The sequence below is a fragment of the Roseivirga sp. UBA838 genome (genome assembly GCF_002296035.1).
Lineage (GTDB): Bacteria > Bacteroidota > Bacteroidia > Cytophagales > Cyclobacteriaceae > Roseivirga > Roseivirga thermotolerans.
The window spans coordinates 65,961-89,197 of the sequence record NZ_DBHC01000013.1; the positions used below are offsets into that span (position 1 = coordinate 65,961).

Genomic DNA, 23,237 nt, shown 5'->3' on the forward strand with positions numbered 1-23,237 from the left:
GATAATGTGAGGATGCCGGCTTTAGAAAAGCCAGGCAATTTTCAGGTTCAGATCAAGATTCAGCGCCCACTGGTTTTTTACCTGTCTGTTCGAAGCAAAGTTGTAGTTGATCCATTCCCATTGGGCATTAAAGTGCTCCAGATTTTCAGGAGGGTTTATGTGCTCTACATTTCTAATACGGGCTCCAAAGCCAGCAAATCCATCGAGTATCAGCCGTTTGCCAAGGCTATACTCTATACCCCAGCGGGGTGTAAGGGAGTGAAACTGCTTTTTAATTTGTGTGAGCTGCCACACCACAATATCGCCCTGACCATCAGGTTCGGTGAATGAAAGGCTGGCTTCGCTCGTTTTGTTCAGGTATTCATAACCCAGGCTAAGGTAAAACCGGCTGTTTCGCGTGTTTCTGTAAAAGCGTTTTACTTCTGTTGTAGCCGCAAAACCACGGGCTTTTCTGGCAAGTTCGCTATTAAAGGGAATAAGGTGCTTGTAGGTAAACTGCAAAGAGTGCTTTATAGAAAGCATGTGCTGGTAGGAAATTTCCAGACCCGGATGCTGCCCTCCAACTGGCGACAGTGGGGTTAGCGCGATGCGATTAGGCCGACTGATGAGCAGGGCACTGTCGGCTGGTAGGTAGGGAGTGTAGAACCCTCCGGCCAAATCGACATATACACGCCTTGGGTACTCCCATTTTTTAGTGTTTAGTTCATCTACCAGAAAGCCTAGAGCGTATGGCGAAAACAGATTCAGGTAGTACAGTTTAGACCTTACCGGTAGAATAGAGATTCTGGTTTGGTGCTGCTCATTGAAGAAGCCAATCGATAGAGGTTGTGTGGTGTTTTCGAATACGGTTGTAAATGGCCCCGGCATTTTGTTAATGAGTGTGTCTTCATCTATAATGAAATTGGCGGGTTCGGAAGTCTCAATGGTTACGGTACTGTAGCGGCTGTTGAATAAAGATGCACAAGACTGCATGAACAAGCACATGATAATGGTAGCAATGGCCGGAATAATTTTGGCATTCTTATGCAACATGGTTGCAATGTAGCAAAGGCTTTACATACTGCTGTTAAGGTAAAATTATTTTAAAGAGGAGGATAGTTCTTTGCGGAAGCACAGGCTGTTGGTCACTCCTTCGTATTGTCCGTAGTTGGGTATTCGGCCATACCCATTTTTAGTATAGAGTGCAACCGCTTCATGTTGCCTTTTGCCCGTTTCTAGTATTGCTGAAGTAAAGCCCAGGTTGTGCGCCCAGTCTTCCAGACCTTTTAATACAAGCCCGGCAATTCCTTTACCACGGTGTTCTTCGGCTACATACATCCGTTTTATTTCAACTGTGCATGGGAAACTATGGGCCTTAAAGGCTCCACATGCTACGGGTTGATGATTAAGGTAGGCCACCAGACAGTGCTTTAAGGAATCTATGCTGTTGAACCGGGCATAAAAAGCATGTTCATCGCCATCGCGTTGGGCCAACTCCTGATCGAGCAGTTTAACCAACGCTACAAAGTGGGGGTGAGAAGAGTCCGTTTGGGTAAGAGAAGGAGCCATGAGCTTGTTTTGGTAATAGGTTTAAAAAAGGGTTACTTATTTAGATCACAAAGCCGTATAGACCACTTGAACTACAAACGGTGTCTTTACAGTACCTTATAGGAGCCATTTATAAAGAGATAAATGGAGGTGAGGTGTTGAAATATGCGTCATGCTTCTTACATAAGTAATCCTATAAAACAAATAACCCTTCGGTAACCATCAGTCACCGAAGGGGGCTAAGGCGTTTATCTTGTCAAAAGGCTATTGTCCTTTGCTTTTATCTGGTTTGGTCTCACCCTTTACTTTTTCGGCCATTTCCTGAATCTCATCGGCCGACTTACCTTTCAGGTATTCAGGGAGTTCCATACCTGCCATATTGAACATTTCTTGTAGTGGAGGTACGGATTTATACAGGCCTGAGATAAAATTAGCGGTAGACGTTTTGTTTTCAGGGCCATTGCCGCTGCCATTGTCCCACACAGTGATTTTATCAATCTTAATGTTTTTAATGGCTTCAGTTTGCAAGCGAACAAGCTCCGGTAATTTATCGGCCACCAACAGTAGAACAGCATTTTTGGAGTCATTTCCGGCTGCTTTCACTATCTGCTCAAGACCTTGAGCCTGTTTGGTGAGTACTTCGTAAATACCTTTTGCTTCGGCTTGCTTCATGTACAATATAGCGTCAGCTTCACCTTTGGCTTTTCTTCTAATCATTTCTGCCTCTGCTTCAGCCGCAATTTCTACCCGTTGCTTGTCTATTTCGGCAGGTACCACCACATCGGCTGTTTGAGTAGACTTGTCGCGTTGGGCACGAGCAATTTCGGCTTCTTTTTCTGCCGCATAGGCCTCTTCAAGAGCTTTTGCAGCCTGTACTTTCTCAGCTGCGGTAGAAATCCTCTTTGCTTCTGCTTCTTTTTCAATACGGGAGGCATCGGATTGAGCTACTTTAATTTTAGCCAGGTTTTCACCTTCTACGGCTTTGGCATTGGCTGCGGCTACTTGGGTGCGCTGGTCTTGTAAGGCATTGGCCTGCCCAATTTGCCCGTCTCTGTCTTTTTCGGCTACACTTTTAATGGCATCGTTAATGGCTTTGGCAGCAGCCTCTTTACCAAGTGCTTCAATATAGCCCGACTCATCTTTAATGTCGGTCACGTTTACGTTGATAAGTTTAAGACCGATTTTTTTCAATTCGGCCTCAACATTAGAGGCTACATTGGCCAGAAATTTATCTCTGTTGCTGTTAATTTCCTCAATATCCATTGTGGCTACTACCAACCTTAGCTGACCAAAAATGATGTCTTTGGCGAGGTCATGAATATTTTGTTGAGAAAGACCCAAAAGTCTTTCGGCAGCATTGTTCATTATGCCTTCTTCGGTAGAAATACCCACTGTAAACCGAGAGGGTACATCCACCCGAATGTTCTGACGGCTCAAGGCGTTGGTCAGGTTTACTTCTATGGAGATAGGGGTCAGGTCTAAAAAGGAGTAATCCTGAATAATTGGCCAGATAAAGGCGGCACCTCCATGAATACACTTGGCGGAACGACCTGATTCGCTTCCTTTTTGTCCGCCAACTTTTCCATAGACTACCAATACTCTATCGGAGGGGCACCTTTTGTACCTCCTGAAGATGCCGATGAGCATTACGAATACGAAGATTACCGAAACGGCAATAATGATGATAAATGATTCATTCATATGTGTTGAATTAGTGTTTAGAGACGAGAAGAATATTGTCATTTATGACCTCTTTTACATTAACCACCGCTCCGGTGGGTAAGTCTTCAGGGTCATCGGTTATGGCTTCTAACTCTCTTAGAGAGCCCTGCACTTTTACAAGTACTTTACCAATATTGCCACGACTGCCGTGTATGCGCATGTAAACTTCGGCCACAGCCCCTTTGGCGTTATTGATATTGAGGGTGCCACTATCTGTTAGTTTACTAAAGAAATAGAAGAGACTAGCCATTAGGGTCATCATTAAAAGCCCTGCAATGGTCGATACGATGAGGGTGGTTGCAATGCTATAACCGGAATCGAGCGAGGCAATGCCTGACCAGGAAAAGATAGTAAAGAAGCCTATAAAGTTCTTTAGGGTAAAAAATTGGAAGCCTGCTCCACTGTCGCTTTCAACATCAAAGTCGGCATCCCCGTCTACCTCGATTTCTCCGCCAATAAAAGTGAGTACCATTTGGATAAGGAAAATGAGGGTGAAGGGAATTGCCAGGCCCCAGTAAATTTTGTGGATTGTATCTAATGCATTCCACCATTCTGATAAGTTCGACATGCAAGGAAAAATTTGGTAGAATTAAAATATGGTTTTTTAGTATTCCAATCCAAATAAATCAGGTCATGGGTGTATAATTTTGCTGAGTGGCGAATGAACGGGTTAAAAAAAAGTAGGATTGCTATCTGAGATTTAGCCAACCGGAGCTGCTCGTGCCGCAGGCTAGAAGAGGGATAGAGCAGCCTGGCAGCAGAGCAACTTCCGGAATGTAAATTTTAGGCATATTGACCAACTACATAGCCTCCTGGTACAGTACCAAAAGCAATGTTCAGGCGTGTCCAGGTATTGATTTGGGAAATGGCCAGAGTAATCAGGGCAATTTGATCTTTGTTAAAGTACTTCTCCAGGGCAGCCATTAATTCAGGCTCAAAATGTGCCCGATTTACATTGGTGATAGCTTCGGTGTAGGCCAACACGGCTTGTTCCAGTTCGGAGTAGTATGGGGTTTCCCTCCAGGCCGATAGCGAATAGAGCCTTTGTGGTGTTTCTCCCAAATGTTCGGCTTCTTTATAGTGCATGTCCAGGCAGTAGGCACAACTGTTTATCTGGGCAACTCTTAGCTTTATGAGCTCCAGCAGTTTGTGATCAATACCAGACTTGTACAGAATGCTATCTGTTTTAATAAGGCCGGCAAAAATGGAATTGTCGATTTCGTTTTGTGCTATTCTTGCTTTCATGATTATGTTTTTTCATTACTACAGTTGAGGAGCAGAAAGTGTGACAATACTTATAAAAATTGTAGGGGCTGATTGGAAGACTTTCCTGTTAGCCAGAATGCCTCTTTCTGCTTTTACAAAGCGGGCTGTTTGAAATTCGTAAGTTTTGCTTTGAACTTTGTTAGACAGGTGGGCAACAGAACCTAGAGTTTTGTAGGCCAAAGGCTGCTAAAATGAAACTCGTCAAAGACCGGATGCTCATGGTGTTTTTTCTCATGGGCTTTGTTAGCCTCTTAATGAGTCAAACCAAAGAGGGAGGTGTTGGCCCAATTCATTTCAATGGGAATGTCTCAATTGGCTACAAGACTTTCGGTTGGAACCTGAGCTTGATTTACAGTTTTAGAACTATCCTCCAAAAAGAGAAATGAGATGCTCAGCAGTTGGTCAGAATGGTTTGAATATTATAAATTTCTAGTCATGAAAAGTGCGGAATCGTTAGAAGAGTTTTACAAAAGAAAGTTTCAGTGGGTGCCTGAGCAAATTAGGAAAGACATTGGGCACTTCAATCTTTTTAGGTTAAAACCGGACTTTTGTGGTTTTGAAAGCGTGCCTTACAGGAGGCGCGATTTCTATAAGGTGCTGCTCATGAAAGGGCATAGTAGGGTACACTATGCCGATAAGGTTTTTGAGGTGAAAAACTATGCATTGTCTTTCTCTAACCCCAAGATTCCTTACAAATGGGAGCATATTGAACCCATGGAAGAATGCACCTATTGCATCTTTAGTGCCGATTTTTTTCACCAATTCGGGCATTTTCAGGACTACGAGGTGTACCAACCCAATGGCACACATGTGTTCGAGCTCTCAGAGGCTCAGGCGGCTGAGGTACGGGCTGTATTCAATAGAATGGAGGAGGAGTTTAATTCGGAGTATAAATACAAATACGATCTGGTGCGAAATCAGATTTTTGAGCTACTCCATTATGCGCTCAAACTCCAGCCATCGGAACAGTTAGATGCGCGGCCTGTAAACGCTTCCCGAAGAATTGCCATGCTTTTTATGGAGCTTTTAGAGAGACAGTTTCCGCTCGATGAGCCCAATCAGTATGTGGCCATGCGCTCTGCCTCTGAGTTTGCCAGGCAACTGAATGTGCATGTAAATCATCTCAACCGGGCCGTCAAAGAAACCACGGAGAAAACCACCACGCAGCTCATTACCGAGCGCATTATGCAAGAGACAAGGGTGCTGCTAAAGCAAACCTCATGGTCGGTTTCCGAAATTGCCTATTCACTAGGCTTCAAGGAAGTGACTCACTTCAATAACTTCTTTAAAAAGAATCAGGAGTTAAGCCCATTGAAGTTTAGAAACTCGTAAGTTTTTGATGGTCTGGCTGGGTTGTCAGCTTATTGATTGTCGTTTCTTAGAACCCATAAATAGTTGCAGGCTATTTTTCGTAGACTTCAGGTTGATGTTTGTCCTGAAAAATCAATCCTTCATCGATACTGTTTGATTTTCGTAAGTGCCTGTTTGAAATGCTTAAGTTTAATTACCTTAATGAAGGTATACTGCATCTTAAAACCATCATAAGAATTATATATGGCTAGTTTTCAGTTACAAATTAATGGCGAAAAACGAGCGGTAGACGTAGACCCAAATACCCCATTGCTATGGGTGTTGCGTGACCACCTCAGTTTAAAAGGAACCAAATACGGCTGTGGAATTGCTCAGTGCGGAGCTTGCACAGTGCACCTTAATGGAACGGCCGTTCGTTCGTGTTCCATACCCGTCTCGGCAATTGGTAATCAGCCAATCACAACCATTGAGGGACTTTCTGAAAATGGAGATCACCCGGTACAAAAAGCCTGGGTTGAATTAGATGTGGCCCAATGTGGTTATTGTCAGCCGGGACAAATGATGAGTGCAGCAGCTCTGCTAAAGGCCAACCCAAACCCTACCGATGAGCAAATTGCCTCTTCTCTCAATGGCAATCTGTGCCGTTGTGGTACCTACCTAAGAATAAAACAGGCCGTAAAAAAAGCAGCAACCCTTTAATGCCAAAAAGATGAGTAGAAAAGAATCGAAACTAAGCCGCAGAAATTTTTTGAAATCTTCAGCATTGGCGGGAGGAGGCTTAATGATCAGTTTTAGCTGGTTGGTTAGCTGCAACTCTAAACGTGAGGAGGCCCTGGGCTTGCCTGAGGAGTGGTTTGAACTGAACGGGTTTTTAAAAATTGGAGATAATGGACTGGTAACTATTATGGCTCCTAATCCGGAGTTCGGCCAAAATGTAACCACCTCACTACCCATGATTATTGGCGAAGAACTGGATGTAGATTGGAATAAAGTAATTGTAGAACAGGCCAAGTTTAATACCGATGTATTTACAAGACAGTTTGCCGGAGGTAGTCAGTCCGTAAGGCAGGGATGGGTAAACGGGCTAAGAGAAGCCGGAGCCGCAGCTAAGTATATGTTAAAAGAGGCTGCTGCAAAACAATGGGGCGTTTCTGCAAGCGATATTACAACCAAAGAAGGAGTGCTTTCTCATGTGGCCAGTGGAAACTCTGCAGGCTATGGCGAAATGGCTTCTCTGGCGGTGGGTATAGAAATACCCGAAACGCTCGAACTCAAAAAAACATCTGAGCTTACACTGGTGGGTACAGCTCGAAAAAATGTAAGAGGAAAAGATATTGTGACCGGTAAGCCCATGTTTGGGATAGACTACGAAGAGGAGGGCATGCTCATAGCCATGATTATACACCCGCCAGCCTTTGGTATGCGATTGAAATCTTTTGATGCCACCACTGCCAAACAGATGAGCGGAATTAAAGAGGTATTTACCATTACTTCTTTTCCCAACGATGAGCCCAGAGGGTACTTTAGCACCGATGCTTTTACTGAAACAGTGGTAGTGGTTGGAAATACCACATGGGAAGTAATGCAGGCCAAAAAGGCAGTGAGAGTGGAGTGGGAACAGAGTCCGGCTACACAGATTACAACCGCTGGGTTTGGAGGAACCCAACAGGTTACCGTTCCTGCGGGTCTCGAAAACAGTACAGATCATTATAGACTCATGCAGCAAATGGCTGCCAGGCCCGGCAGAATAGAAAGGAGAGATGGTAATCCGGAGGCGGCATTCAAAAAAGCTGCGAAGGTAATTGAGCGTACCTATACTGCACCTTTTTTGGCGCACAATGCCATGGAACCGATGAATTTTTTCGCCCGTGTTACGGATGATATGGTTCATCTGGCAGGTCCGTTGCAAGCTCCTGAATTTGCTGAACAGGCTGTAGCCAATCGCCTGGGCGTACCATTGGAAAAAGTAGATATTAAGATGACCCGAATGGGAGGTGGTTTTGGCAGAAGGGCCTATGACCATTATGTAGTAGAAGCTGCTTTAATTTCCCGACACATGAAGGCCCCCGTAAAACTGGTGTATACCCGGGAAGACGATATGACCAATGGAATTTATCGTCCGTCTTACCATGCCACCTACAGAGCTGCCTTGGATGAAAACAATAACCTCATTGCCTTTCATGCCAAGGCCGGAGGTATTCCTGAGAGTCCGCTGCATGCCAACAGGTTTCCTGCCGGAGCAGTGGAAAACTATCTGGCGGAATCGTGGCAAATCGATTCGAACATAACGGTGGGAGCTTTCCGGGCTCCGCGGTCTAATTTTATTGCCGGTGCAGAGCAGTCGTTTTTAGACGAAGTAGCTGAAGCGGCAGGTAAAGATCCCATTGAGTTTAGGTTAGAATTATTAAAAAGGGCTAGAGAAAACCCTGTTGGCGATAGAAATGACTATGAGGCCGATCGGTATGCAGGGGTATTGGAGCTGGTTAGGGAAAAGTCTAATTGGGATCAGCCGGAAGAAGGAGTATCGCGAGGTGTTTCTGCCTATTTCTGTCATAATAGCTATGTAGCTCATGTGCTCGATGTAGAAATGGAAGGAGGCGAACCGAGAGTTAAGAAGGTGACTTGTGCGGTAGACTGCGGAATTGTAATAAACCCATTGGCGGCCACTAATATGGTTGAAGGAGCCGTAGTAGATGGCATAGGTCATTCACTTTACAGTTATTTAACCTTCAACAACGGGGCAACTGAACAGAATAACTTTAATAGGTACCGAATGATTCGGCATAGCGAAGCTCCTGAAACTATTGATGTGCATTTTGTTAAAAATGATATTGCACCTACAGGCCTGGGAGAACCTCCCTTTCCGCCTGTGTTTGCTGCGGTTGCCAATGCCCTGTACAAGGCCACCGGTAAAAGACATTACAATCAACCTTACATGGTACAACAGCAGATTTCCTTGGGTTAATTTCTACTTGATAGTTCAGCAATCGAAAGAGGGTGTTTCAAAAGCCAGGTCAGCCTTGCCCTAAACTTGTCTGTCTGTCGGTATACAAGTTCAGATTGACGAGTTTTAATGCTTTTTAGATGCCCTCTTATTTTGTCATCACCCTAAGGCTCTTGTACAGCTAAACGAAGGTTGCTAAGTTTTTCAGGGTCGAGAACATGGTAAAGGTGCTCAATCTGCCCAAACCTATTGATTTCAAATACCTGGCAAAGTTTTAGGTTAGAAGGGGTCCAATAGAGAAGGGCAGGAAAGTGATTGACTACGGTTGGAGTAATGGTGCACTCTTTGAGAAAACGCTCATAGACCGTAAACAGCAGTTGCGCCACCTCTTGCGCACCTTGAGCCACCCGGGCCAGAACTTTAAGTCCTGAACCACCATCGGCCCTGAACCCTATGTCTTCTTTGAGTACCTGCTCCAATGCTTTCAGGTCTTTGTTTCGAATGGCGGTGAGGTAATGGGCCAGAATGGCCTCCGTTCCCGGTAGTTTCACTGGTTTAACGGCATGTTTTTGCCTCTGGCCGGAGAGTTTCTTTTTAGCCCTGCTTAAGAGCTGTCGTGTGTTTTCAGTACTTTGCCCCAAAAGCTCAGCCGTTTCTTCATGCTTATAGCCAAAAGCTTCTTTCAGTATGAATACAGCCCTTTCTTTAGCCGTTAGGTGGTTGAGTAGCGTAAGCATGGCATACGACAAAACCTGTTGATTATTTACTGTTTCTTCGGCTGAAGCCAACACATAAGGTTCGGGCAACTGATTGTTAAGCTGTTCATTTTTAAGCTTTTGTTCCTTGATGTTGATGGAACGGTTAATCACTGATTTTATAAGATAGTTTTTACTATCAGGATATTGCCCCCGGGCACTACTGAGCTTAGTAACCACATCTTGAATGGCATCTTTGGCATCTTCTACAGAACCCAAAATGTTATATGCATAGGGAAAGAGTAATTGCTGATAGTTGTTCATTTGCTTTTGCAGGCCGAAAGGTAAATCCAAACAATAAAAAAGAGTTGAAGCGGAATTCTGAACCATAGGTAGTTTATTCCGGGACCATCCAATGCTCCGGTTTGATAGTTTAACCCTTGCATGGCTGCGTTTATGTTGGCCGGCAATACCAGAAGCAAAAAGGCAATAAGCAACCAGCCGGTAGTTTTAGCATATTTTCGGCTTAAAAGGCCCAGAGCAAATACAATCTCAAGTGCACCGGTGAGGTAAACCAACAGCTTTCTGGCCGGTAAAAAGTCAGGAATCATTTGGGCCATTCCCGAGGGAAAAAGAAAATGGCCTATGGCCGAAAAGACAAGCATGGCAGCCATGGCCCACCGGCCGGAGGTGCGGAGTCTCCAATTATTCTTTACCTTTTTTAACCCGAGGGCAAGCAGTAGAAACGACCCTAAAAGCACGATAAGTGGAAGCATAGGAGCCTAGCGATTTAGGGTTGCGGTTAGTGTTAGGCCCACAGAGAAGTTCCTGGGCAAGTGATGTACTCCAAAAATGGCTCTTGAGTGAGTTCCTTTTGTTCCCAGCAGAGTTAGTAACAATTCAGAAGCACCATCCACAACTTTAGGACCATCATCCCAAGTTTCAGAAGCCTGAAAGTATGCGTCTATGTGGTTGATACCTTCCAGTCTGTCTATGCCCACTTTATGATGAAGCTGCGACACAGCGTTGAGGGCGGCCAGTTGCATCGCTTTATAACCATCTGCTGTAGAAAGCTCTTTGCCCAGCCTTCCCTGAAAAAGGTATTCCCCATCTTTAATAGGAAATTGAATGGCAAGGTAGATTGTGTTTCCACGGATATTCACCGATTGATAGGCGCCTCCCGGGGTAGAGGGTTGAAGCAATTCAAAGCCTTTGGATAGAGCAAATTCGTTAAAGTTCATTAGTAGAGTTTTGTTGTGAATGATTTTCTATAGCATTTGGTTCACCCGGCAGAGGGGCTTTCAATGCTTTTATAGCCAGATAGGCTATCCATAAAAAATAAAATGTAAACCCTAAGCGCTGTCCCAGGCCGGGCATATCGCCACTTCTAAGAAAACCGCTGAGTATGGAGAGCCAGGCCAGTGCCAGCGATGGACCAGTGACTTTTTTCCAGTAGTAATGCTTTTTTAAAACAATGGGCAGAGTGAAGGCGGCAATCATAAAAGCAATAAAGCTACCTATACTACCCACAGTGTGCAGTAGCATGGTAGCTGAGGAACGCTCTTCAAAATCGCCCGGAAAAACACCGGAAAAGGTCATCAGTATACCGGAAAGAGCTAGACTCACCAATACTATTTTGGCAGTACTTTGTCCTTTTATGTGCCGGTAAAGTCCAAGGGCAAACAGGGCTATAAGCAGGCCGGTTAGGCCATAACCAAAAATGTTCCACCACCATTTATAGGGAGCGTCTACATCGCCCAATTCACTAATGGCTTTGGTCAGGTGGCTGTATTCAGGCCTTAAGGTCGAAAGAGTTAGGTAAGTGACTAAGAAGAGCAGTGGAGCAAAAAGCCCTGCAAGCGCATACTTTTTCATGGAAGGTACACAAGGTTTAACATTGGCAACTGGACGGTGTTGAAATTTCAGTGATTTTTTGAGGGACTCCCGCCTGACAACATTGGCTGATCATTTTTCCGAGCTTCTTTCTGCCGCGTTGTATCTTGGATCTGAGCGTCACGTAGTTCATTCCCAATTGTTCGGCAATTGTTTTTTGTGGCTTGCCCTCTAATTCTGACCAGACCATGATGTTTCGAAGATCGGTCGGTAAATGCTCCATAAATGGTCTGATGCATCGGTTCAGGTGATCGAAAGAGGCCTCATCGGCTTCCACCGGAAAATCTGGCAGTTCGTTTTCCGGTAATGGACTGGTGATGTGCTTTTTGCTTCTGTAATAATCAATCACAGTGTTTCGGGCAACGGTATAAATCCAGGCTTTCACATGGCTAATCTCTTCCAGGTTGCTTTCTGCAATTTTACAGAAGACCTCTTGTGTGAGGTCTTCTGCGTCTTCTGTCTGATTCACCTTGCTTTTTACAAAGCGCAGTATGTCTGAATATAGCGAGTGTGCCAGAGTACTGGTATTAAGCAAATTCTCTTGATTCTTTGCCATAGTATGGTTTTTTGAACTAACAGCAGGCAAAATCTGCCTGATTTTTAGAACGACTTTGAGCCGGATCGCAACATGGGCTTCCGTCTTTTGGCGGAGCACAGCAGGGTTCGGACGGTGATTGCTTGCTCTTTGGAGAAGCCGAAGAGCAGCATGAGTTTTGACTGGTTTTAACGGTTTTATGTTTCATGGGGATGGCGTTTGTTTCATGTTTTTCATCACCTATTTTGAGGTAGCTGATGTACAATTGATATAAATACTTAGGTATCTGGAATGGGTTTAGTTTTTAACCTGTGCAGTAATGTCTGTAAGAGGAGGGCTAAAGTCTTCAAAGGCCAATTCAAAATTTACCTTCCTTCCAATTTTTTCTATTACCCCGGTTTTTTCTACCATTTCCTGATAGGTATCGTAACAAAGGAGGGCTTTTTTCATGGCCTCCACGTCTTCATTGGCAAGTGGTACAACCACATCAATCAGTGCCTCTTCAGTTAGCTTAAGCCGGGGCCAGCCATTACTCATAAAGGTGGGTTCACCGGAGTCTGGCATGGTGAAAAAGGCCAGACGCTTTAAGTAATGAGCCCCTCTATCACGCATTTGTAAGAAGACTCGTTTTACCACGGCATGAGTCACAATATGATCGTGAAAGCCGCTGGCACCATGTACCGGGTAGGTAACTACCACATGAGGCTCAATTTTTTCTATGTAACGGCTCACTTCTTTCTCCAAAATCCTTGGGTCAAGTTCTTTAAGCCCGCTGTCTGGATAATCGAGTACCTCCATGGAGCTTAGTTTTAGACTCTCTTTAACCTTGAGCATTTCTTTATACCTCACTTCGCCCATTTGGTCTACGTTGAGTCCTAGTTTATGGCGTACCTGAGTGGCGCCTCCCTTAGTGAGTGTAAGTAAGTGCACCTCATGGCCTCCGGAAACCTGTTGGTGTATGGCTCCAGCCGGACCAAAAGATTCGTCATCGGGATGAGGAAAAATATAGAGTATCTTCATTTTAATTGGTTTTGTCGTGACCATTAATGCTTTCTTTTGCCGTATCAGACGAACATGTTTTAAAATGATGCATATATAGGGCACAGAACCAACCCAACAAAAACGGCTTTTGATAAAAAACATTCAAAAACGGCTTTTAAAAGCTGATTAAGGCGATTTTATACACTTTTTAAGGTCATCAACACTGCAAATCAAAAGCTGCAAATGACCATTTATGACCATTCTGGGTTAATCACTAAGCCCAAATTTACTCAAAAAGGGCATTCAAGGACTATTTAGGGGGATTTATACTGCATTTAAAGGGGCTTTTCACGCCTTACCTATTTGTTTTTTACGGGTAAAATGTCTCCTAAAGTTCGATAAAAGTACTAGTTAGGGGGACACTTAGGGGGACATTTAGGGGGACAAAAAGGGACTGGAAATGACTTAATGAAAAATGTTTAGTGCTTTTAAAGGGGCTTAAAACATGTAAAATAATTAATAATACCTACCCTATAATCCCAAAGTATAGAGATTGCAAACATTAATTAATTAACTAACTATCAGTCAGTTACGTATTGTACAAAAGTTGAAAGTGCTTAAAGCTTGCTTGTGTGTTTAAGGTTGGTAAAGTACTTCCTAGTCTCTTTGAGTATTTCTAAGTGGTTTTCTGATAATTTAATCAGGCTACTAATCTCGTTATCGATCGAATGTATGAGATTGTCATGCTTAGCTTTGTTTTTCGGGTAGATTTCTTCCGGCTCTGATACTTGTGAAGGTTCCCCCTGGATTGAATACTTACCGTACATATCCCCCTTATCATAAATGAGCCATAAGATGCTAACGGCAGGGTCGTATTCTAAAAATCTATAGAAATTTTGTTCAGAAATACCTGTTTCAGAGTTTATTACCCCTTTTGCTATACCGGTGCGTTTACAGAACTCATACTCTGAAAGACCATGATATTCCATATACTCGCGAATTTTTTTCTTTATGCGTGATATTTCTGCCATAATATTTTTGCAATAGTTGAAAAACTCCCCTATGTTTGTGTTAATACTAACAAATGTAAACACTTATACATGGGAAAAAAAAGCCTTACACCAAGATATCCCGAAAATATTTCGGTGAAAAGCCAAGTGGTGAAGCAGGGACTATCCCAAACCAAGATAGCTGCTGAACTAGGATTGAGCAGAGAAATAGTGAGTATGACCCTTAATGGTCACCATAAAGGAGTAAACATAATTCCAAGAATTAAAGACCTATTAAAATGAGTTTAAGCCCTTACGAAATGCATGATGGTCAGGTGGGAGTTCGGTTGAGCTTCTTACTAACGGATGAAGACAGAAAGAACGACAGAAGTGTTGAGGTGACGAGCTATGATGCATATAAGAAAAGGGCTAAGCGTACACCTGGCTTTAGGTTGAAGCAAGGCCGTGGTGCCGGTAATGAAGCACTGGTTTGCTGGGACATGATGCCGTATGATTGGCAACAGGAAATTAAACTGGTGTTTGGTGAGTTTGATAAGGAATATAATCCCCTCGAAAAGTTCTGGGAAATTTCTGCCGAAGCAAAGCGATTCTATGATGAATATCAAGATGAAGATGGCGAGTACCTAAACAAGGACCAGAAAGACCGATATACCGCTAACGCCTCCATTATTGAGGCGATCATTAAGCTGAAGGCAGATCGTAAAGCTCAGCGCAAATCTCGTAGTGGTTCATTGAAAGGTATATGGGCATCGCTTAAGAAAGACGCCATCAACTTTAACGAGTGGCTAAAAGAGCATGGCTATCGCCAGCACACCCTCCCATCTAGTGAGCGATATTTCAAAAACCGTGTGATTGAGTTTCAGAAATTCAGCTACCACAGCCTGATAGATGGCCGAAGAAAGAACACTAACCGCCAAGTGGTTACTGCTGAAATGCTCACCCTCTGGAAGGCTATCTATGCCGGACAAAAGAACTACAAACCTACCTACATTGAAGTTGCCAGAAAGTATGAAGGCTTTTTGAATGGTCACATTGAGGTATTGAATGAAGATACCGGTGAGCTGTTCAACCCTACAGATAGCTGCTATAAGCCAGCTTCTGACAGTACTATATTCTCATATCAGAAAATTTGGGAGAACAGAGTGGCTACACACTCGAAGAGAAGTGGAAACCGACAGGTCTTCAAGTCCATTTTCGAGCCATATCATAAGATGGATATGCCAAAGTTTGCCGGGTCTATTATATCTATAGATGACCGCCAACCACCATTCAAGAACGAAAATGGCGACCGACTTTGGTTCTATCTCGGTATCGATCTAGGCAGCAGTGCCTTTACCACCTGGGTATATGGCAGCAGTAAAGAGGGCATCATATTAGACTTTTATCGCCAGATGGTTCGCAACTACACCGCATGGGGTAAAAACATCCCTCATGAGCTAGAGTGTGAAATGTCTCTCAATAGTGCTTATAAGGAAACTCTTTTGCAAAACGGGGCTATGTTTCAAAAAGTCAGAATTGAAGCTAATAACGCAAGAGGTAAGCGTATTGAGAGATACTTCAAAGATGTGAGATATGGCCGCGAGAAGAAGTTAGAAGGTTGGTTGCCAAGACCACACGCCAATTCTGAATCTAATCAAGGTGATGCCACCAAAGTGCCTCGTAAGCCGAGTAATTGGATAATTGAGAACGTGCTAAAAATAATTGAGGACTGGAACAATGAGCCTCATCCAGATCAGGAAGCGAACGAAGGCATGACACGCTGGGACCACTTTTGGGAAAAGCAGCATCCTGAGCTTAAGCCAACCAACTGGAACGGCATTCTACCACACATTGGCTACCGAACCGAAACAAGTATGAAGGCAGGTAGAATCCTACTTCAGAACAAGGCTCGTGTGGTTGGTTTTGATGGTGAAGTTGCCACCGGTGAAAGGCTCATCAACATTATGCGCAGAATTGAAGGTAAGGATGTGGTGGTGTACTGGCTAGATGATCACCAAGGTAATGTGCTGAAGTCACTGGTTTACGATCGTGAAGAAAACCTAATCTGTGAGCTTCTGGGCGACCTTGCTTATAACCGTGCCAGCCTTGAGCAAACGCCTGAGGACCTTAAAAACAGAGAGCTTATTTCTGCCTATACCAACACGGTGCAGACTTACATTCGAGATCATGCCAATGCCATTGAGCCGGTAGTGCTCATTGAGAAGCCTAAGCCATTCACGGGTAAGCGCAAATTCCAAATTTCCGAGATAGGCAGAGAACAGCCACAAGCCAATGATACCGATGAGGTGGTAATACTGGATGACAACCTCACTGAAGAGGAAGAACTAATAAATACAACTTTCACAACATCAACCAAAGACAGATTCTAATATGGAGCTAAGGATTGAAATAAAAGACAGGATAGTTGAAACTGCTCTAAGTCATAGAGAACAGTTTACTGGTAGCGATAGCTCATTTGCTAAAACATTGGGCATTAACCAAGCAGTATTTAACAGGCTTAAAAATGGCGAACGAGAGGGTTTACTAAAGGACTCCAAATGGTTAGAGCTAGCAGAGAAGTATGATATTTCACTCACTAAAAAGCAGTGGAACATTGTTAAAACAGATGTATTTAAGACAATACTCGAAGACGTTCAGAACTGCCAGCGTTTAGGTATTTCTCTCATGTTTGCCGATGAGTGCGAGATAGGAAAAACCACCACCCTAAAGTGGATTTCCAGAAACGTAAAGAATGCCATTTATGTAGACTGCTCGCAGGCAAGAACAAAAACAAAGTTCTTAAGAACATTCGCTCAAGCTGTAGGTGTAGACCCTCAAGGTAAAATCTCTGAGCTAGCCAGCCTTATAAAAAGACAGCTTTGCCTGCTTAGCGCCTCGCACTCTGTAGTAGTGCTTTTAGATGAAGCCGGAGACATAGACACCAATACCAGAATAGAGTGCAAAGGCATTTGGAACTACTGCGATGAAATGGGGCACGTTGGCTGGTACGCTGCTGGTGCCGACTCTTTAGAGCATAACATTAGCCGAGGCATAGCCAATAAAAAGCTCGGCATGCGCGAATGGTTTAGCCGCTTCGGTAGCCGATATAATAAGATTGTCCCTCCTGGTAAAGAAGAAAAAGAACTCTTCTACAAGAAGCTAATCAGCGATGTACTGAAAGGTAATATTCAAAACAAAGACCAGATAGGCACATGGACGAACAAAGCCATTAAGAGCGATCTGGTGAACCACTACGGTGGTCTTAGAAGAGCTAAATATACTGTGCTTCTAAACCAGTAGAAGCATGGCGCAGAAGAGACTTAAACGAGCCTATTCTGTACAGAATATACTCGATAAAAAATATACGCTCCTGGAGTGGGGCGAGCCATGGGTAGAAGCATTTGGCAACCCGGAGAATAAAGGTGTTTGGTTCATATGGGGCCAAAGTGCTAGCGGTAAGAACGCATTGATTTTTCAAATGATCAAAGAATTCAGCCGATTTGACAGAATAATTATGAAAGACATGGAGGAAAGCACAGCTCATACAGTGCGTCTTGCCTTTGAAACATTCAATATGATCAAAGTTTCAAAGAAACTGATTTGGGCACCTGATGAAACCATGGAAGAGTTTGACGAAAGGTTATCGGCACATAAGGCGCCCAGGGTAGCGATCATCAACAGTTTGCAATATACAGGATGGACATGGGCAGACTACCTCGCTTTCATTAAGAAGCATGAAGAAAAACTGATTGTCATAACTAGTCAAGCAGATGGTAAGAAACCGGATGGAAGGTTAGCGAAAAGGATAATGTACGATGCTTCACAAAAGATTTTTGTAGAGGGCTTTAGAGCCTACTCCAAAGGGCGATACATAGGACCTAAAGGGTACCTGGAAATTTGGAAAGAAGGAGCCGCGCACTATCACGGCACAGAAGAATAAGAATGAAAACGAACAAGACACATATAGCCAAAGTAAGAGCAGCCATGCAAACCACGCGTGAGCAGGTGCAGCAGCTTTTGGGCTGGGACCAGCAGGCCTATTGTGACTTTCAGTTTCAGCAATACTGTGCCTTTGTAGAGAAGATAACGGACGGCTGGCCACAGGTACGCAACGACCTGATGTATAGCCCTGTTTTCCGTGGCTTCTGGAACTACGAATGGAATATCCGCGACCAACGCGACTGGCTGAGCTTTGCCAGTGACTGCGAAGACTACGGCTATAAGCTCAGCGAATACCTCTTTCTCAACGACCATTTGAGGCTATTGCAAGATGAAGACTTTATGCGGGCATACAACCAGACTTTAGAAGTGATAATGTATGAATAGCCGAATAGAACATATAGCCAAATCAGTAGCGAGTGTTTACGCTATCAAACCCGACAGGCTTCTGAATCTTGGTAATAGCATGAGAAGCAAAGGTACAGGTTTTCGTGAAGCCATAAGCATGTTCATATACACACTTTATCAGCACTTTAGCTCGAAAGAAAAACTAGCACAGGCAATAGGTTTGAGTACCCCTACTGTGAAGTATCATATAGACAAAATAGAATTCCAAATTGAGAAATACATTGATGTGGAGGAGAACCACATTAAGGTAATGGAAGCCCTTGAAATTATGACCATAAGACTGAATTCATCCCAGCAAATGGCTCTTCTCGATGTTCTGAATCTATACCTAAATGGTAAAGCTAAAGACGTAGCCGAAGAGTTGATAATGGAGCACATAGATGAAGTTTATGAGCACCTGCGCAAGAGAATAAAGAAAGGAACGGCAAACCTACTTCTCTCTTCTAAGCAAGAGAAAGCCTTTACCATCTGGTATATGCATAACGGCTATCAATTTGTAGAAAATACATACGCCTATAACACCATACAGCAGGTGATAGCACAACTAAAACCCATAGTAAAATAGCAAACAGTATAAAGAAACCGCCATGCAACAGAAAAGTAAATCTGAGTTCTGGATAGATGAAAAGGGCAACAAAATCCCTTACAACAGAACCACAAAGTACGAGAGAGCCTGCGAGAGAAACACTGCTGCTCTATTGAAGAAAGCTCAAAAAGCAAGTGAAATGCTCGCTGATCTGAAGGAAGATTTCATGAATAGATGTGAAGAAGCCTTCCAACTGGCGATGCAAGAGATGGACGGAAAAACCGAAAACCAGAAGAGCTTCACATGGTACAACTTCGACCGATCTATTAAAGTTGAACGCTCCACGAGTGAACCCATCAAGTTCGATGATCTAACTATTAAAGCCTGTAAAGACAAGCTAGAAGAGTTCATGAATATAAGCGTGGAAGCCAAAGATGAGTTCGTCAAAGAAATGGTAGTAGATGCCTTTGAAACAAGTCGTGGCAACCTCGACACCAAGAAGGTAATGAACCTACTGAGATGGAGAAGTAAAGTAAAAGCGCCTCTCTTCCAAGATGCCATGGACCTCATTGAAAAAGCAATTCGCAGACCTTCAAGCAAGGTTTACTATCGCATCTGGGTGAAAGATAAGCAAGGTGAATATCAAAACGTTGAGCTCAATCTCAGCAACATTTAAAACACTCATACAATCGAGAAAGAGGCCTCAGCTGCAAGGCAGCAACATGTGAAATGAGTGGGGCGCAGGAGCTTACCAGATTCGTACTGCGCTATCAACCTAGAACAGGTACATGGAGGCCAGAAGCAACAGTTAGACAAAAGGAGCCAGCAATAGGGCTGGCTCCTCTAAGAAATTAAGATAGCCATGATAGCAAATGGCCGTACTGACGGGTAGCCGCAGTGAGTGGCTACCCACTTAGGAATGAAACAGTAAACCCTAGAGATATGATATACCTACTAACCTTCTACTTCTCACTACTTGCCCTCGGTCTTATATGGGCAGTGAGAGAAGACATTAAAAAAATCAGGCTGAAGCTAGACGATGAGTTTTCATACATCACCGGCATTAGCCAGCAACGCTATGCCAGAAAGGTATTTCTGGAAAGGTGGAGCAATGAATTAGCCCAGTTGAAAAAAGCATTGAGTACTCCCTTCACCCAGCGCAGTTCCGGCAAGGCCGGAGCTGTAGAGGGAGTCATAAACTTTGAAGTATTGACTTCGAACTGCCGCTGTATTATACAGCCAAAGGCAGTGAAAGAAACTGCTGCCAACGGGCAGTAGCCATAGTTAGTTTTTTTGGTTGAAAGGCCCTGACGCAGCTATAGCTTGTCAGGGTTATGATCTGGCCGCACAGGAGCGCAGCAAGGTGAAAAAGTGAAAGTCCGTAGAGAAATGATGACATCCGGGCGCTAAGTAATCCAAGCCTTTAGCCGTAGGGGTTCGACTCCCCTCCAGATCACCGCGAATAGTGATTACGCACCGGTGGAGAGCCAAGCAGCTCTCTTAATGCGGGCACCCAGACCCGATACTTCATGAATACATAATGATAGGTTGTTTTAGACACGCCACTCCGCGATTTCAGGAACGTCTCTCTTACCCCAGACGGGGGTAAATGGAGTGGCACTCTCTGAAGCAAGTAATCAGAAATCAGTTAACAGAAAACAGGAAAGAAGATGTCAGAAGTCAGAAGTCAGAAGTCAGAAGACTTAAGCGAAAAGCCAGTATTACTCATTCTAAAGGTTAAACCATCAGAGGTTGAGTCAGCCAATGCCGTGTTAGCATTTGCACGGGATTATTCAAAAGTATCTCCAGCACTATTTGAAAATAATGGGTTGGATATGGAAAGCATCAAGTTTGCCGATGCTTTTCGAAAAGTATTGATCGATGCAATATTCAATAGTGAAAACAATCCTAATTCAGGAATAGAACTAATCGCCCAAGAGCGAAGGGTGCAGATTGAAAAGCATAGGTGGTCAGATATACACGATGATGGTCATGATTGGAATGAGTTAGCAAAAGCTGCCGCTTGTTATGCTCTCCCCGACCATGAACGCGCATCCCCACGTATTTTGAAATCGGGCACTTTTCAAGAATATTTCTGGCCATGGAAAGAGGAATATTTCAAACCCTCTCCAGACAACCGCATCAAAGAGCTGGCCAAAGCAGGAGCACTTATCGCTGCGGAGATCGATCGAATTCAGCGTATTTCCAAATAACCCAGCATGAAACAATTTTATAAAGACCTAGCCATAGCCACCGTAGCGGCAGCCGCCATTATTGTTCTGATTATGCTGGTAATTTCCACTTGTAACTAGAATAGATATGGTACTAGGATTTAAAAAAGAGTTTAAGCAGCCAATTCTCGATGAGATTAAAATACACTCATTCAGAGAAGACCCTAATGGTAGATGGAAAGCCGGAAACAGTATTCAAATGGCTACGGGTGTAAGAACAAAACACTATAGCTGCTTTAAAGAGGCTGTCTGCACTTCTACCCAAACCATAAAGCTGGTCAATAATCCCAGTTCTATGTTAGCAATTGTAGATGAAGTATTCATCTTTCATTTCAATGCAATGAACATTATAGCTGTTAATGACGGCTTTGAAAATGCTTATAGCATGATGGATTTCTTCTTTGGCGATCAGTCCAAAAACTTCGGTGAGGTAACAAGAAAGATCATTCACTGGACGGACTTCACTTACTCCTACTCATCAATCGAAAACCTTCTAAATAAACAACAATGAAAAGCTATTTAAAACCCATTTACTGGGCACTGATAACCATTACACTGCTGAGCAGCTGCGCGCAAGAAGATGAACCAACCCCCACCGGAGAATTAAAGGTGCTGGTACGCAACAGCAACGGTGCAGGCGATAATACAGCAATGTCCATACTCTGGGTATGGCCTATTGAAGAAACGGGCTGGCATGTAGAAAGTGCGCTGGAACTACTTAATTCTGACTGGGCAAGAGATACGCGCAATGTGCCTTATCCATCAGCTCACAGAATAGAGCGCTTTACAGGCGTTTTCCAGCTACAGCTAGAACCTGGGCAATACTTGGTAGCCACCATGCTCACCGAGGCACCACAAGGCCGCTACAGCTACACAACAGTAGCAGTAGAAGCAGGCCAGCAAACCACAGTAACCAAAGTGTTTACCGGAGTTGAAGATTACAGCTATGAAAACTGGTAACCTCGAAGTAGATAAAGACATGTTCCAGGAACTTTTTGACCACATGCATGATGAACATGGATTAACTCTATTATCCTCGGAACTGATGGCAATTGTAAGAATTGTTCAAGATACCCCTCAGCCTTCGGCAGCCTGCCTACCGGACAGGCAGGCTCCCCTCAAGGGGAGCACAGACAACTCCAACGGCAGCATGTCCCCCGCTGGCGGGGTTAAGGGGGTGGAGGTTCCTATATGCCATTGTGTACTACCGGGCCATTATGGTAGAAACGATCTATGTCACATTTGCCATCTCAGAGAACAAATTACCGATGAGGAAGAAATACCCAACCTCATCCCCAACAAAATACTATTCGGGTTAGCTGGCTTAGTGGTTGGCTTACTTATCATTCTGGCTATTCAAATTCTATAGTTATGAGCGAAGCGCAAGACAGAATACCGCTTTCTTATGCCAGAGGTTTGGCAGAGAAGATAAAGCAAGAGCTGGCATCACATTGCGAGCGCATTGAGATTGCCGGAAGCATTCGCAGGCAAAAGCCAATGGTGAAAGACATAGAGATAGTAGCCATCCCTAAACCTTTCGATACAGGCATCTTTAGCACAGGCATAGCCACCGTAGTGAACCAATGGAGATGCATTAAGGGAGAACTTACCCCTAATAGCAAGTACACCCAGCGCATGCTGCCGGAAGCCGTAAGGCTCGATCTGTTTTTATGCACCCCTCAGAACTGGGGTTGGATTTTCGCCCTGCGCACTGGCAGCGATGACTTTAACCAGTTTATTCTTCTTAGAAAGATTAGAGAGGCGGGCTACACTGCCGAAGACGGCTACATCTGCATGAACGGCAGCCCAATATGGGTGAAGGAAGAAACCGACTTCTTTGAGCGCATTAAAATGGACTTTGTGCCACCAGAACAACGGAACTACACTCACCCCTACAGATAATGGACAAATACGCCTCATGGGCAAACTCTTGCCTTCGCAAAAAGAAGCTCACAGTGCAGCAGTGCGAGGGCATCATTAAAAAAGCCAAGGGCTATTTGAGAATGTATTACTGCCGTCACTGTGGCAGCTACCACCTCACCAGTAAGCCAATAAAACCCCAAAAACCAATGACAGATATAATACAAGACCTAGACCCTAAGCAAGTAATAACCACTCAGTGGTTAGCCAATATTGCCATGAATGACTATGAAACACTAGAGGCACTATTAGAGCTTACGGGTACAATAATGCCATCAGATATTCTAGTAGAGCACGAAGGTAAAACCATAGGCCAGCTACTAGAAGACTTTAACGATAACACTTTTTGA

30 protein-coding genes are annotated in these 23,237 nt (G+C 43.9%); 18 read left to right on the top strand and 12 right to left on the bottom strand.

All coding sequences use genetic code 11. The annotated features are described in order from the left end of the window. Positions 1-21: 21 nt before the first annotated feature. The 5 genes from B3O12_RS04595 to B3O12_RS04615 form a co-directional block, all read right to left on the bottom strand. Complete coding sequence (locus B3O12_RS04595; RefSeq protein WP_286755453.1) at positions 22-1,032, bottom strand: hypothetical protein; 1,011 nt, start codon at positions 1,030-1,032, stop codon at positions 22-24. Between the two features lie 45 nt (positions 1,033-1,077). Further along, complete coding sequence (locus B3O12_RS04600) at positions 1,078-1,548, bottom strand: GNAT family N-acetyltransferase (RefSeq protein WP_286755454.1); 471 nt, start codon at positions 1,546-1,548, stop codon at positions 1,078-1,080. Between the two features lie 243 nt (positions 1,549-1,791). Further along, entirely contained in the window at positions 1,792-3,228 is a 1,437-nt protein-coding gene (locus B3O12_RS04605; protein WP_286755455.1) for a flotillin family protein, read from the bottom strand. A 10-nt stretch (positions 3,229-3,238) separates the two neighbouring features. Then, positions 3,239-3,817 carry a hypothetical protein gene (locus tag B3O12_RS04610; RefSeq protein ID WP_189629882.1) on the bottom strand — a complete coding sequence of 193 codons (579 nt, stop codon included), beginning with the start codon at positions 3,815-3,817 and terminating at the stop codon, positions 3,239-3,241. Positions 3,818-4,032: 215 nt separating this feature from the next. Further along, complete coding sequence (locus B3O12_RS04615; protein WP_286748180.1) at positions 4,033-4,494, bottom strand: carboxymuconolactone decarboxylase family protein; 462 nt, start codon at positions 4,492-4,494, stop codon at positions 4,033-4,035. A 212-nt stretch (positions 4,495-4,706) separates the two neighbouring features. On the opposite strand from B3O12_RS04615, the gene B3O12_RS04620 reads away from it, so the two are divergent. The 4 genes from B3O12_RS04620 to B3O12_RS04635 all read left to right on the top strand — a co-directional run bounded on the left by B3O12_RS04620 (position 4,707) and on the right by B3O12_RS04635 (position 8,791). Further along, entirely contained in the window at positions 4,707-4,901 is a 195-nt protein-coding gene (locus tag B3O12_RS04620) for a hypothetical protein (protein WP_286755456.1), read from the top strand. A 49-nt stretch (positions 4,902-4,950) separates the two neighbouring features. Continuing rightward, complete coding sequence (locus B3O12_RS04625; RefSeq protein ID WP_286755457.1) at positions 4,951-5,847, top strand: helix-turn-helix domain-containing protein; 897 nt, start codon at positions 4,951-4,953, stop codon at positions 5,845-5,847. A gap of 222 nt (positions 5,848-6,069) precedes the next feature. Beyond that, positions 6,070-6,525 (top strand): (2Fe-2S)-binding protein, encoded by a 456-nt coding sequence (locus tag B3O12_RS04630; RefSeq protein WP_286755458.1) that lies wholly within the window; start codon positions 6,070-6,072, stop codon positions 6,523-6,525. 10 nt (positions 6,526-6,535) lie between these two features. Continuing rightward, positions 6,536-8,791 carry a xanthine dehydrogenase family protein molybdopterin-binding subunit gene (locus B3O12_RS04635; protein ID WP_286755459.1) on the top strand — a complete coding sequence of 752 codons (2,256 nt, stop codon included), beginning with the start codon at positions 6,536-6,538 and terminating at the stop codon, positions 8,789-8,791. Between the two features lie 143 nt (positions 8,792-8,934). Here the strand turns inward: B3O12_RS04635 and B3O12_RS04640 are convergent, their stop codons facing one another. The 7 genes from B3O12_RS04640 to B3O12_RS04670 form a co-directional block, all read right to left on the bottom strand. Next, a complete protein-coding gene (locus B3O12_RS04640) occupies positions 8,935-9,789 on the bottom strand; it encodes a sigma-70 family RNA polymerase sigma factor (RefSeq protein WP_286755460.1) in 855 nt (284 codons plus the stop codon). Further along, positions 9,786-10,241: a DoxX family protein gene (locus B3O12_RS04645; RefSeq protein ID WP_286755461.1), complete on the bottom strand. Its 456-nt coding sequence runs from the start codon at positions 10,239-10,241 to the stop codon at positions 9,786-9,788. The genes B3O12_RS04640 and B3O12_RS04645 overlap by 4 nt, the downstream gene beginning before the upstream one ends. Before the next feature lie 6 nt (positions 10,242-10,247). Next, positions 10,248-10,706, bottom strand: a complete 459-nt coding sequence (locus tag B3O12_RS04650; RefSeq protein WP_286755462.1) for a RidA family protein — start codon at positions 10,704-10,706, stop codon at positions 10,248-10,250. Beyond that, a complete protein-coding gene (locus B3O12_RS04655; protein ID WP_286755463.1) occupies positions 10,696-11,340 on the bottom strand; it encodes a DUF998 domain-containing protein in 645 nt (214 codons plus the stop codon). The genes B3O12_RS04650 and B3O12_RS04655 overlap by 11 nt, the downstream gene beginning before the upstream one ends. A 16-nt stretch (positions 11,341-11,356) precedes the next feature. Next, on the bottom strand, positions 11,357-11,914 hold the full coding sequence (locus B3O12_RS04660; RefSeq protein ID WP_286755464.1) for a sigma-70 family RNA polymerase sigma factor: 558 nt from the start codon (positions 11,912-11,914) through the stop codon (positions 11,357-11,359). Positions 11,915-12,190: 276 nt separating this feature from the next. Next, on the bottom strand, positions 12,191-12,913 hold the full coding sequence (locus B3O12_RS04665) for a PIG-L deacetylase family protein (RefSeq protein WP_286755465.1): 723 nt from the start codon (positions 12,911-12,913) through the stop codon (positions 12,191-12,193). Between the two features lie 578 nt (positions 12,914-13,491). Then, positions 13,492-13,905: a hypothetical protein gene (locus B3O12_RS04670; RefSeq protein ID WP_286755466.1), complete on the bottom strand. Its 414-nt coding sequence runs from the start codon at positions 13,903-13,905 to the stop codon at positions 13,492-13,494. 69 nt (positions 13,906-13,974) lie between these two features. Here B3O12_RS04670 and B3O12_RS04675 point away from each other — a divergent pair, with 69 nt between their 5' ends. From B3O12_RS04675 to B3O12_RS04740, 14 genes are all read left to right on the top strand, one after another. Continuing rightward, entirely contained in the window at positions 13,975-14,166 is a 192-nt protein-coding gene (locus B3O12_RS04675; RefSeq protein ID WP_286755467.1) for a hypothetical protein, read from the top strand. Then, the gene (locus B3O12_RS04680; RefSeq protein ID WP_286755468.1) at positions 14,163-16,253 is read left to right on the top strand and encodes a hypothetical protein; all 2,091 of its coding nucleotides are present in this window, start codon (positions 14,163-14,165) and stop codon (positions 16,251-16,253) included. The genes B3O12_RS04675 and B3O12_RS04680 overlap by 4 nt, the downstream gene beginning before the upstream one ends. Position 16,254: 1 nt before the next feature. Next, complete coding sequence (locus B3O12_RS04685) at positions 16,255-17,163, top strand: AAA family ATPase (RefSeq protein ID WP_286755469.1); 909 nt, start codon at positions 16,255-16,257, stop codon at positions 17,161-17,163. 4 nt (positions 17,164-17,167) lie between these two features. After that, positions 17,168-17,803, top strand: a complete 636-nt coding sequence (locus tag B3O12_RS04690) for a hypothetical protein (RefSeq protein ID WP_286755470.1) — start codon at positions 17,168-17,170, stop codon at positions 17,801-17,803. A 2-nt stretch (positions 17,804-17,805) separates the two neighbouring features. Continuing rightward, on the top strand, positions 17,806-18,189 hold the full coding sequence (locus B3O12_RS04695; protein WP_286755471.1) for a hypothetical protein: 384 nt from the start codon (positions 17,806-17,808) through the stop codon (positions 18,187-18,189). Continuing rightward, positions 18,182-18,775 (top strand): hypothetical protein, encoded by a 594-nt coding sequence (locus tag B3O12_RS04700; RefSeq protein WP_286755472.1) that lies wholly within the window; start codon positions 18,182-18,184, stop codon positions 18,773-18,775. Before B3O12_RS04695 ends, B3O12_RS04700 begins: the two co-directional genes overlap by 8 nt. A 22-nt stretch (positions 18,776-18,797) precedes the next feature. Next, complete coding sequence (locus tag B3O12_RS04705) at positions 18,798-19,412, top strand: DUF3164 family protein (protein WP_286755473.1); 615 nt, start codon at positions 18,798-18,800, stop codon at positions 19,410-19,412. 266 nt (positions 19,413-19,678) lie between these two features. Next, positions 19,679-20,014, top strand: a complete 336-nt coding sequence (locus tag B3O12_RS04710; protein ID WP_286755474.1) for a hypothetical protein — start codon at positions 19,679-19,681, stop codon at positions 20,012-20,014. A gap of 392 nt (positions 20,015-20,406) precedes the next feature. Next, complete coding sequence (locus B3O12_RS04715) at positions 20,407-20,949, top strand: hypothetical protein (protein WP_286755475.1); 543 nt, start codon at positions 20,407-20,409, stop codon at positions 20,947-20,949. Between the two features lie 106 nt (positions 20,950-21,055). Continuing rightward, positions 21,056-21,478, top strand: a complete 423-nt coding sequence (locus tag B3O12_RS04720; RefSeq protein ID WP_286755476.1) for a hypothetical protein — start codon at positions 21,056-21,058, stop codon at positions 21,476-21,478. Next, on the top strand, positions 21,475-21,927 hold the full coding sequence (locus B3O12_RS04725; protein ID WP_286755477.1) for a hypothetical protein: 453 nt from the start codon (positions 21,475-21,477) through the stop codon (positions 21,925-21,927). The genes B3O12_RS04720 and B3O12_RS04725 overlap by 4 nt, the downstream gene beginning before the upstream one ends. Beyond that, positions 21,914-22,336 (top strand): hypothetical protein, encoded by a 423-nt coding sequence (locus B3O12_RS04730; RefSeq protein WP_286755478.1) that lies wholly within the window; start codon positions 21,914-21,916, stop codon positions 22,334-22,336. Before B3O12_RS04725 ends, B3O12_RS04730 begins: the two co-directional genes overlap by 14 nt. 2 nt (positions 22,337-22,338) lie before the next feature. Beyond that, a complete protein-coding gene (locus B3O12_RS04735; RefSeq protein ID WP_286755479.1) occupies positions 22,339-22,869 on the top strand; it encodes a hypothetical protein in 531 nt (176 codons plus the stop codon). Between the two features lie 167 nt (positions 22,870-23,036). Next, on the top strand, positions 23,037-23,237 hold the full coding sequence (locus tag B3O12_RS04740) for a hypothetical protein (protein WP_286755480.1): 201 nt from the start codon (positions 23,037-23,039) through the stop codon (positions 23,235-23,237).

Bases quoted from the DNA above. Each gene is read 5' to 3' on its own strand.
- B3O12_RS04595 (WP_286755453.1), bottom strand. From the start codon at position 1,032: ATGTTGCATAAGAATGCCAAAATTATTCCGGCCATTGCTACCATTATC.
- B3O12_RS04600 (WP_286755454.1), bottom strand. From the start codon at position 1,548: ATGGCTCCTTCTCTTACCCAAACGGACTCTTCTCACCCCCACTTTGTA.
- B3O12_RS04605 (WP_286755455.1), bottom strand. From the start codon at position 3,228: ATGAATGAATCATTTATCATCATTATTGCCGTTTCGGTAATCTTCGTA.
- B3O12_RS04610 (WP_189629882.1), bottom strand. From the start codon at position 3,817: ATGTCGAACTTATCAGAATGGTGGAATGCATTAGATACAATCCACAAA.
- B3O12_RS04615 (WP_286748180.1), bottom strand. From the start codon at position 4,494: ATGAAAGCAAGAATAGCACAAAACGAAATCGACAATTCCATTTTTGCC.
- B3O12_RS04620 (WP_286755456.1), top strand. From the start codon at position 4,707: ATGAAACTCGTCAAAGACCGGATGCTCATGGTGTTTTTTCTCATGGGC.
- B3O12_RS04625 (WP_286755457.1), top strand. From the start codon at position 4,951: ATGAAAAGTGCGGAATCGTTAGAAGAGTTTTACAAAAGAAAGTTTCAG.
- B3O12_RS04630 (WP_286755458.1), top strand. From the start codon at position 6,070: ATGGCTAGTTTTCAGTTACAAATTAATGGCGAAAAACGAGCGGTAGAC.
- B3O12_RS04635 (WP_286755459.1), top strand. From the start codon at position 6,536: ATGAGTAGAAAAGAATCGAAACTAAGCCGCAGAAATTTTTTGAAATCT.
- B3O12_RS04640 (WP_286755460.1), bottom strand. From the start codon at position 9,789: ATGAACAACTATCAGCAATTACTCTTTCCCTATGCATATAACATTTTG.
- B3O12_RS04645 (WP_286755461.1), bottom strand. From the start codon at position 10,241: ATGCTTCCACTTATCGTGCTTTTAGGGTCGTTTCTACTGCTTGCCCTC.
- B3O12_RS04650 (WP_286755462.1), bottom strand. From the start codon at position 10,706: ATGAACTTTAACGAATTTGCTCTATCCAAAGGCTTTGAATTGCTTCAA.
- B3O12_RS04655 (WP_286755463.1), bottom strand. From the start codon at position 11,340: ATGAAAAAGTATGCGCTTGCAGGGCTTTTTGCTCCACTGCTCTTCTTA.
- B3O12_RS04660 (WP_286755464.1), bottom strand. From the start codon at position 11,914: ATGGCAAAGAATCAAGAGAATTTGCTTAATACCAGTACTCTGGCACAC.
- B3O12_RS04665 (WP_286755465.1), bottom strand. From the start codon at position 12,913: ATGAAGATACTCTATATTTTTCCTCATCCCGATGACGAATCTTTTGGT.
- B3O12_RS04670 (WP_286755466.1), bottom strand. From the start codon at position 13,905: ATGGCAGAAATATCACGCATAAAGAAAAAAATTCGCGAGTATATGGAA.
- B3O12_RS04675 (WP_286755467.1), top strand. From the start codon at position 13,975: ATGGGAAAAAAAAGCCTTACACCAAGATATCCCGAAAATATTTCGGTG.
- B3O12_RS04680 (WP_286755468.1), top strand. From the start codon at position 14,163: ATGAGTTTAAGCCCTTACGAAATGCATGATGGTCAGGTGGGAGTTCGG.
- B3O12_RS04685 (WP_286755469.1), top strand. From the start codon at position 16,255: ATGGAGCTAAGGATTGAAATAAAAGACAGGATAGTTGAAACTGCTCTA.
- B3O12_RS04690 (WP_286755470.1), top strand. From the start codon at position 17,168: ATGGCGCAGAAGAGACTTAAACGAGCCTATTCTGTACAGAATATACTC.
- B3O12_RS04695 (WP_286755471.1), top strand. From the start codon at position 17,806: ATGAAAACGAACAAGACACATATAGCCAAAGTAAGAGCAGCCATGCAA.
- B3O12_RS04700 (WP_286755472.1), top strand. From the start codon at position 18,182: ATGAATAGCCGAATAGAACATATAGCCAAATCAGTAGCGAGTGTTTAC.
- B3O12_RS04705 (WP_286755473.1), top strand. From the start codon at position 18,798: ATGCAACAGAAAAGTAAATCTGAGTTCTGGATAGATGAAAAGGGCAAC.
- B3O12_RS04710 (WP_286755474.1), top strand. From the start codon at position 19,679: ATGATATACCTACTAACCTTCTACTTCTCACTACTTGCCCTCGGTCTT.
- B3O12_RS04715 (WP_286755475.1), top strand. From the start codon at position 20,407: ATGTCAGAAGTCAGAAGTCAGAAGTCAGAAGACTTAAGCGAAAAGCCA.
- B3O12_RS04720 (WP_286755476.1), top strand. From the start codon at position 21,056: ATGGTACTAGGATTTAAAAAAGAGTTTAAGCAGCCAATTCTCGATGAG.
- B3O12_RS04725 (WP_286755477.1), top strand. From the start codon at position 21,475: ATGAAAAGCTATTTAAAACCCATTTACTGGGCACTGATAACCATTACA.
- B3O12_RS04730 (WP_286755478.1), top strand. From the start codon at position 21,914: ATGAAAACTGGTAACCTCGAAGTAGATAAAGACATGTTCCAGGAACTT.
- B3O12_RS04735 (WP_286755479.1), top strand. From the start codon at position 22,339: ATGAGCGAAGCGCAAGACAGAATACCGCTTTCTTATGCCAGAGGTTTG.
- B3O12_RS04740 (WP_286755480.1), top strand. From the start codon at position 23,037: ATGACAGATATAATACAAGACCTAGACCCTAAGCAAGTAATAACCACT.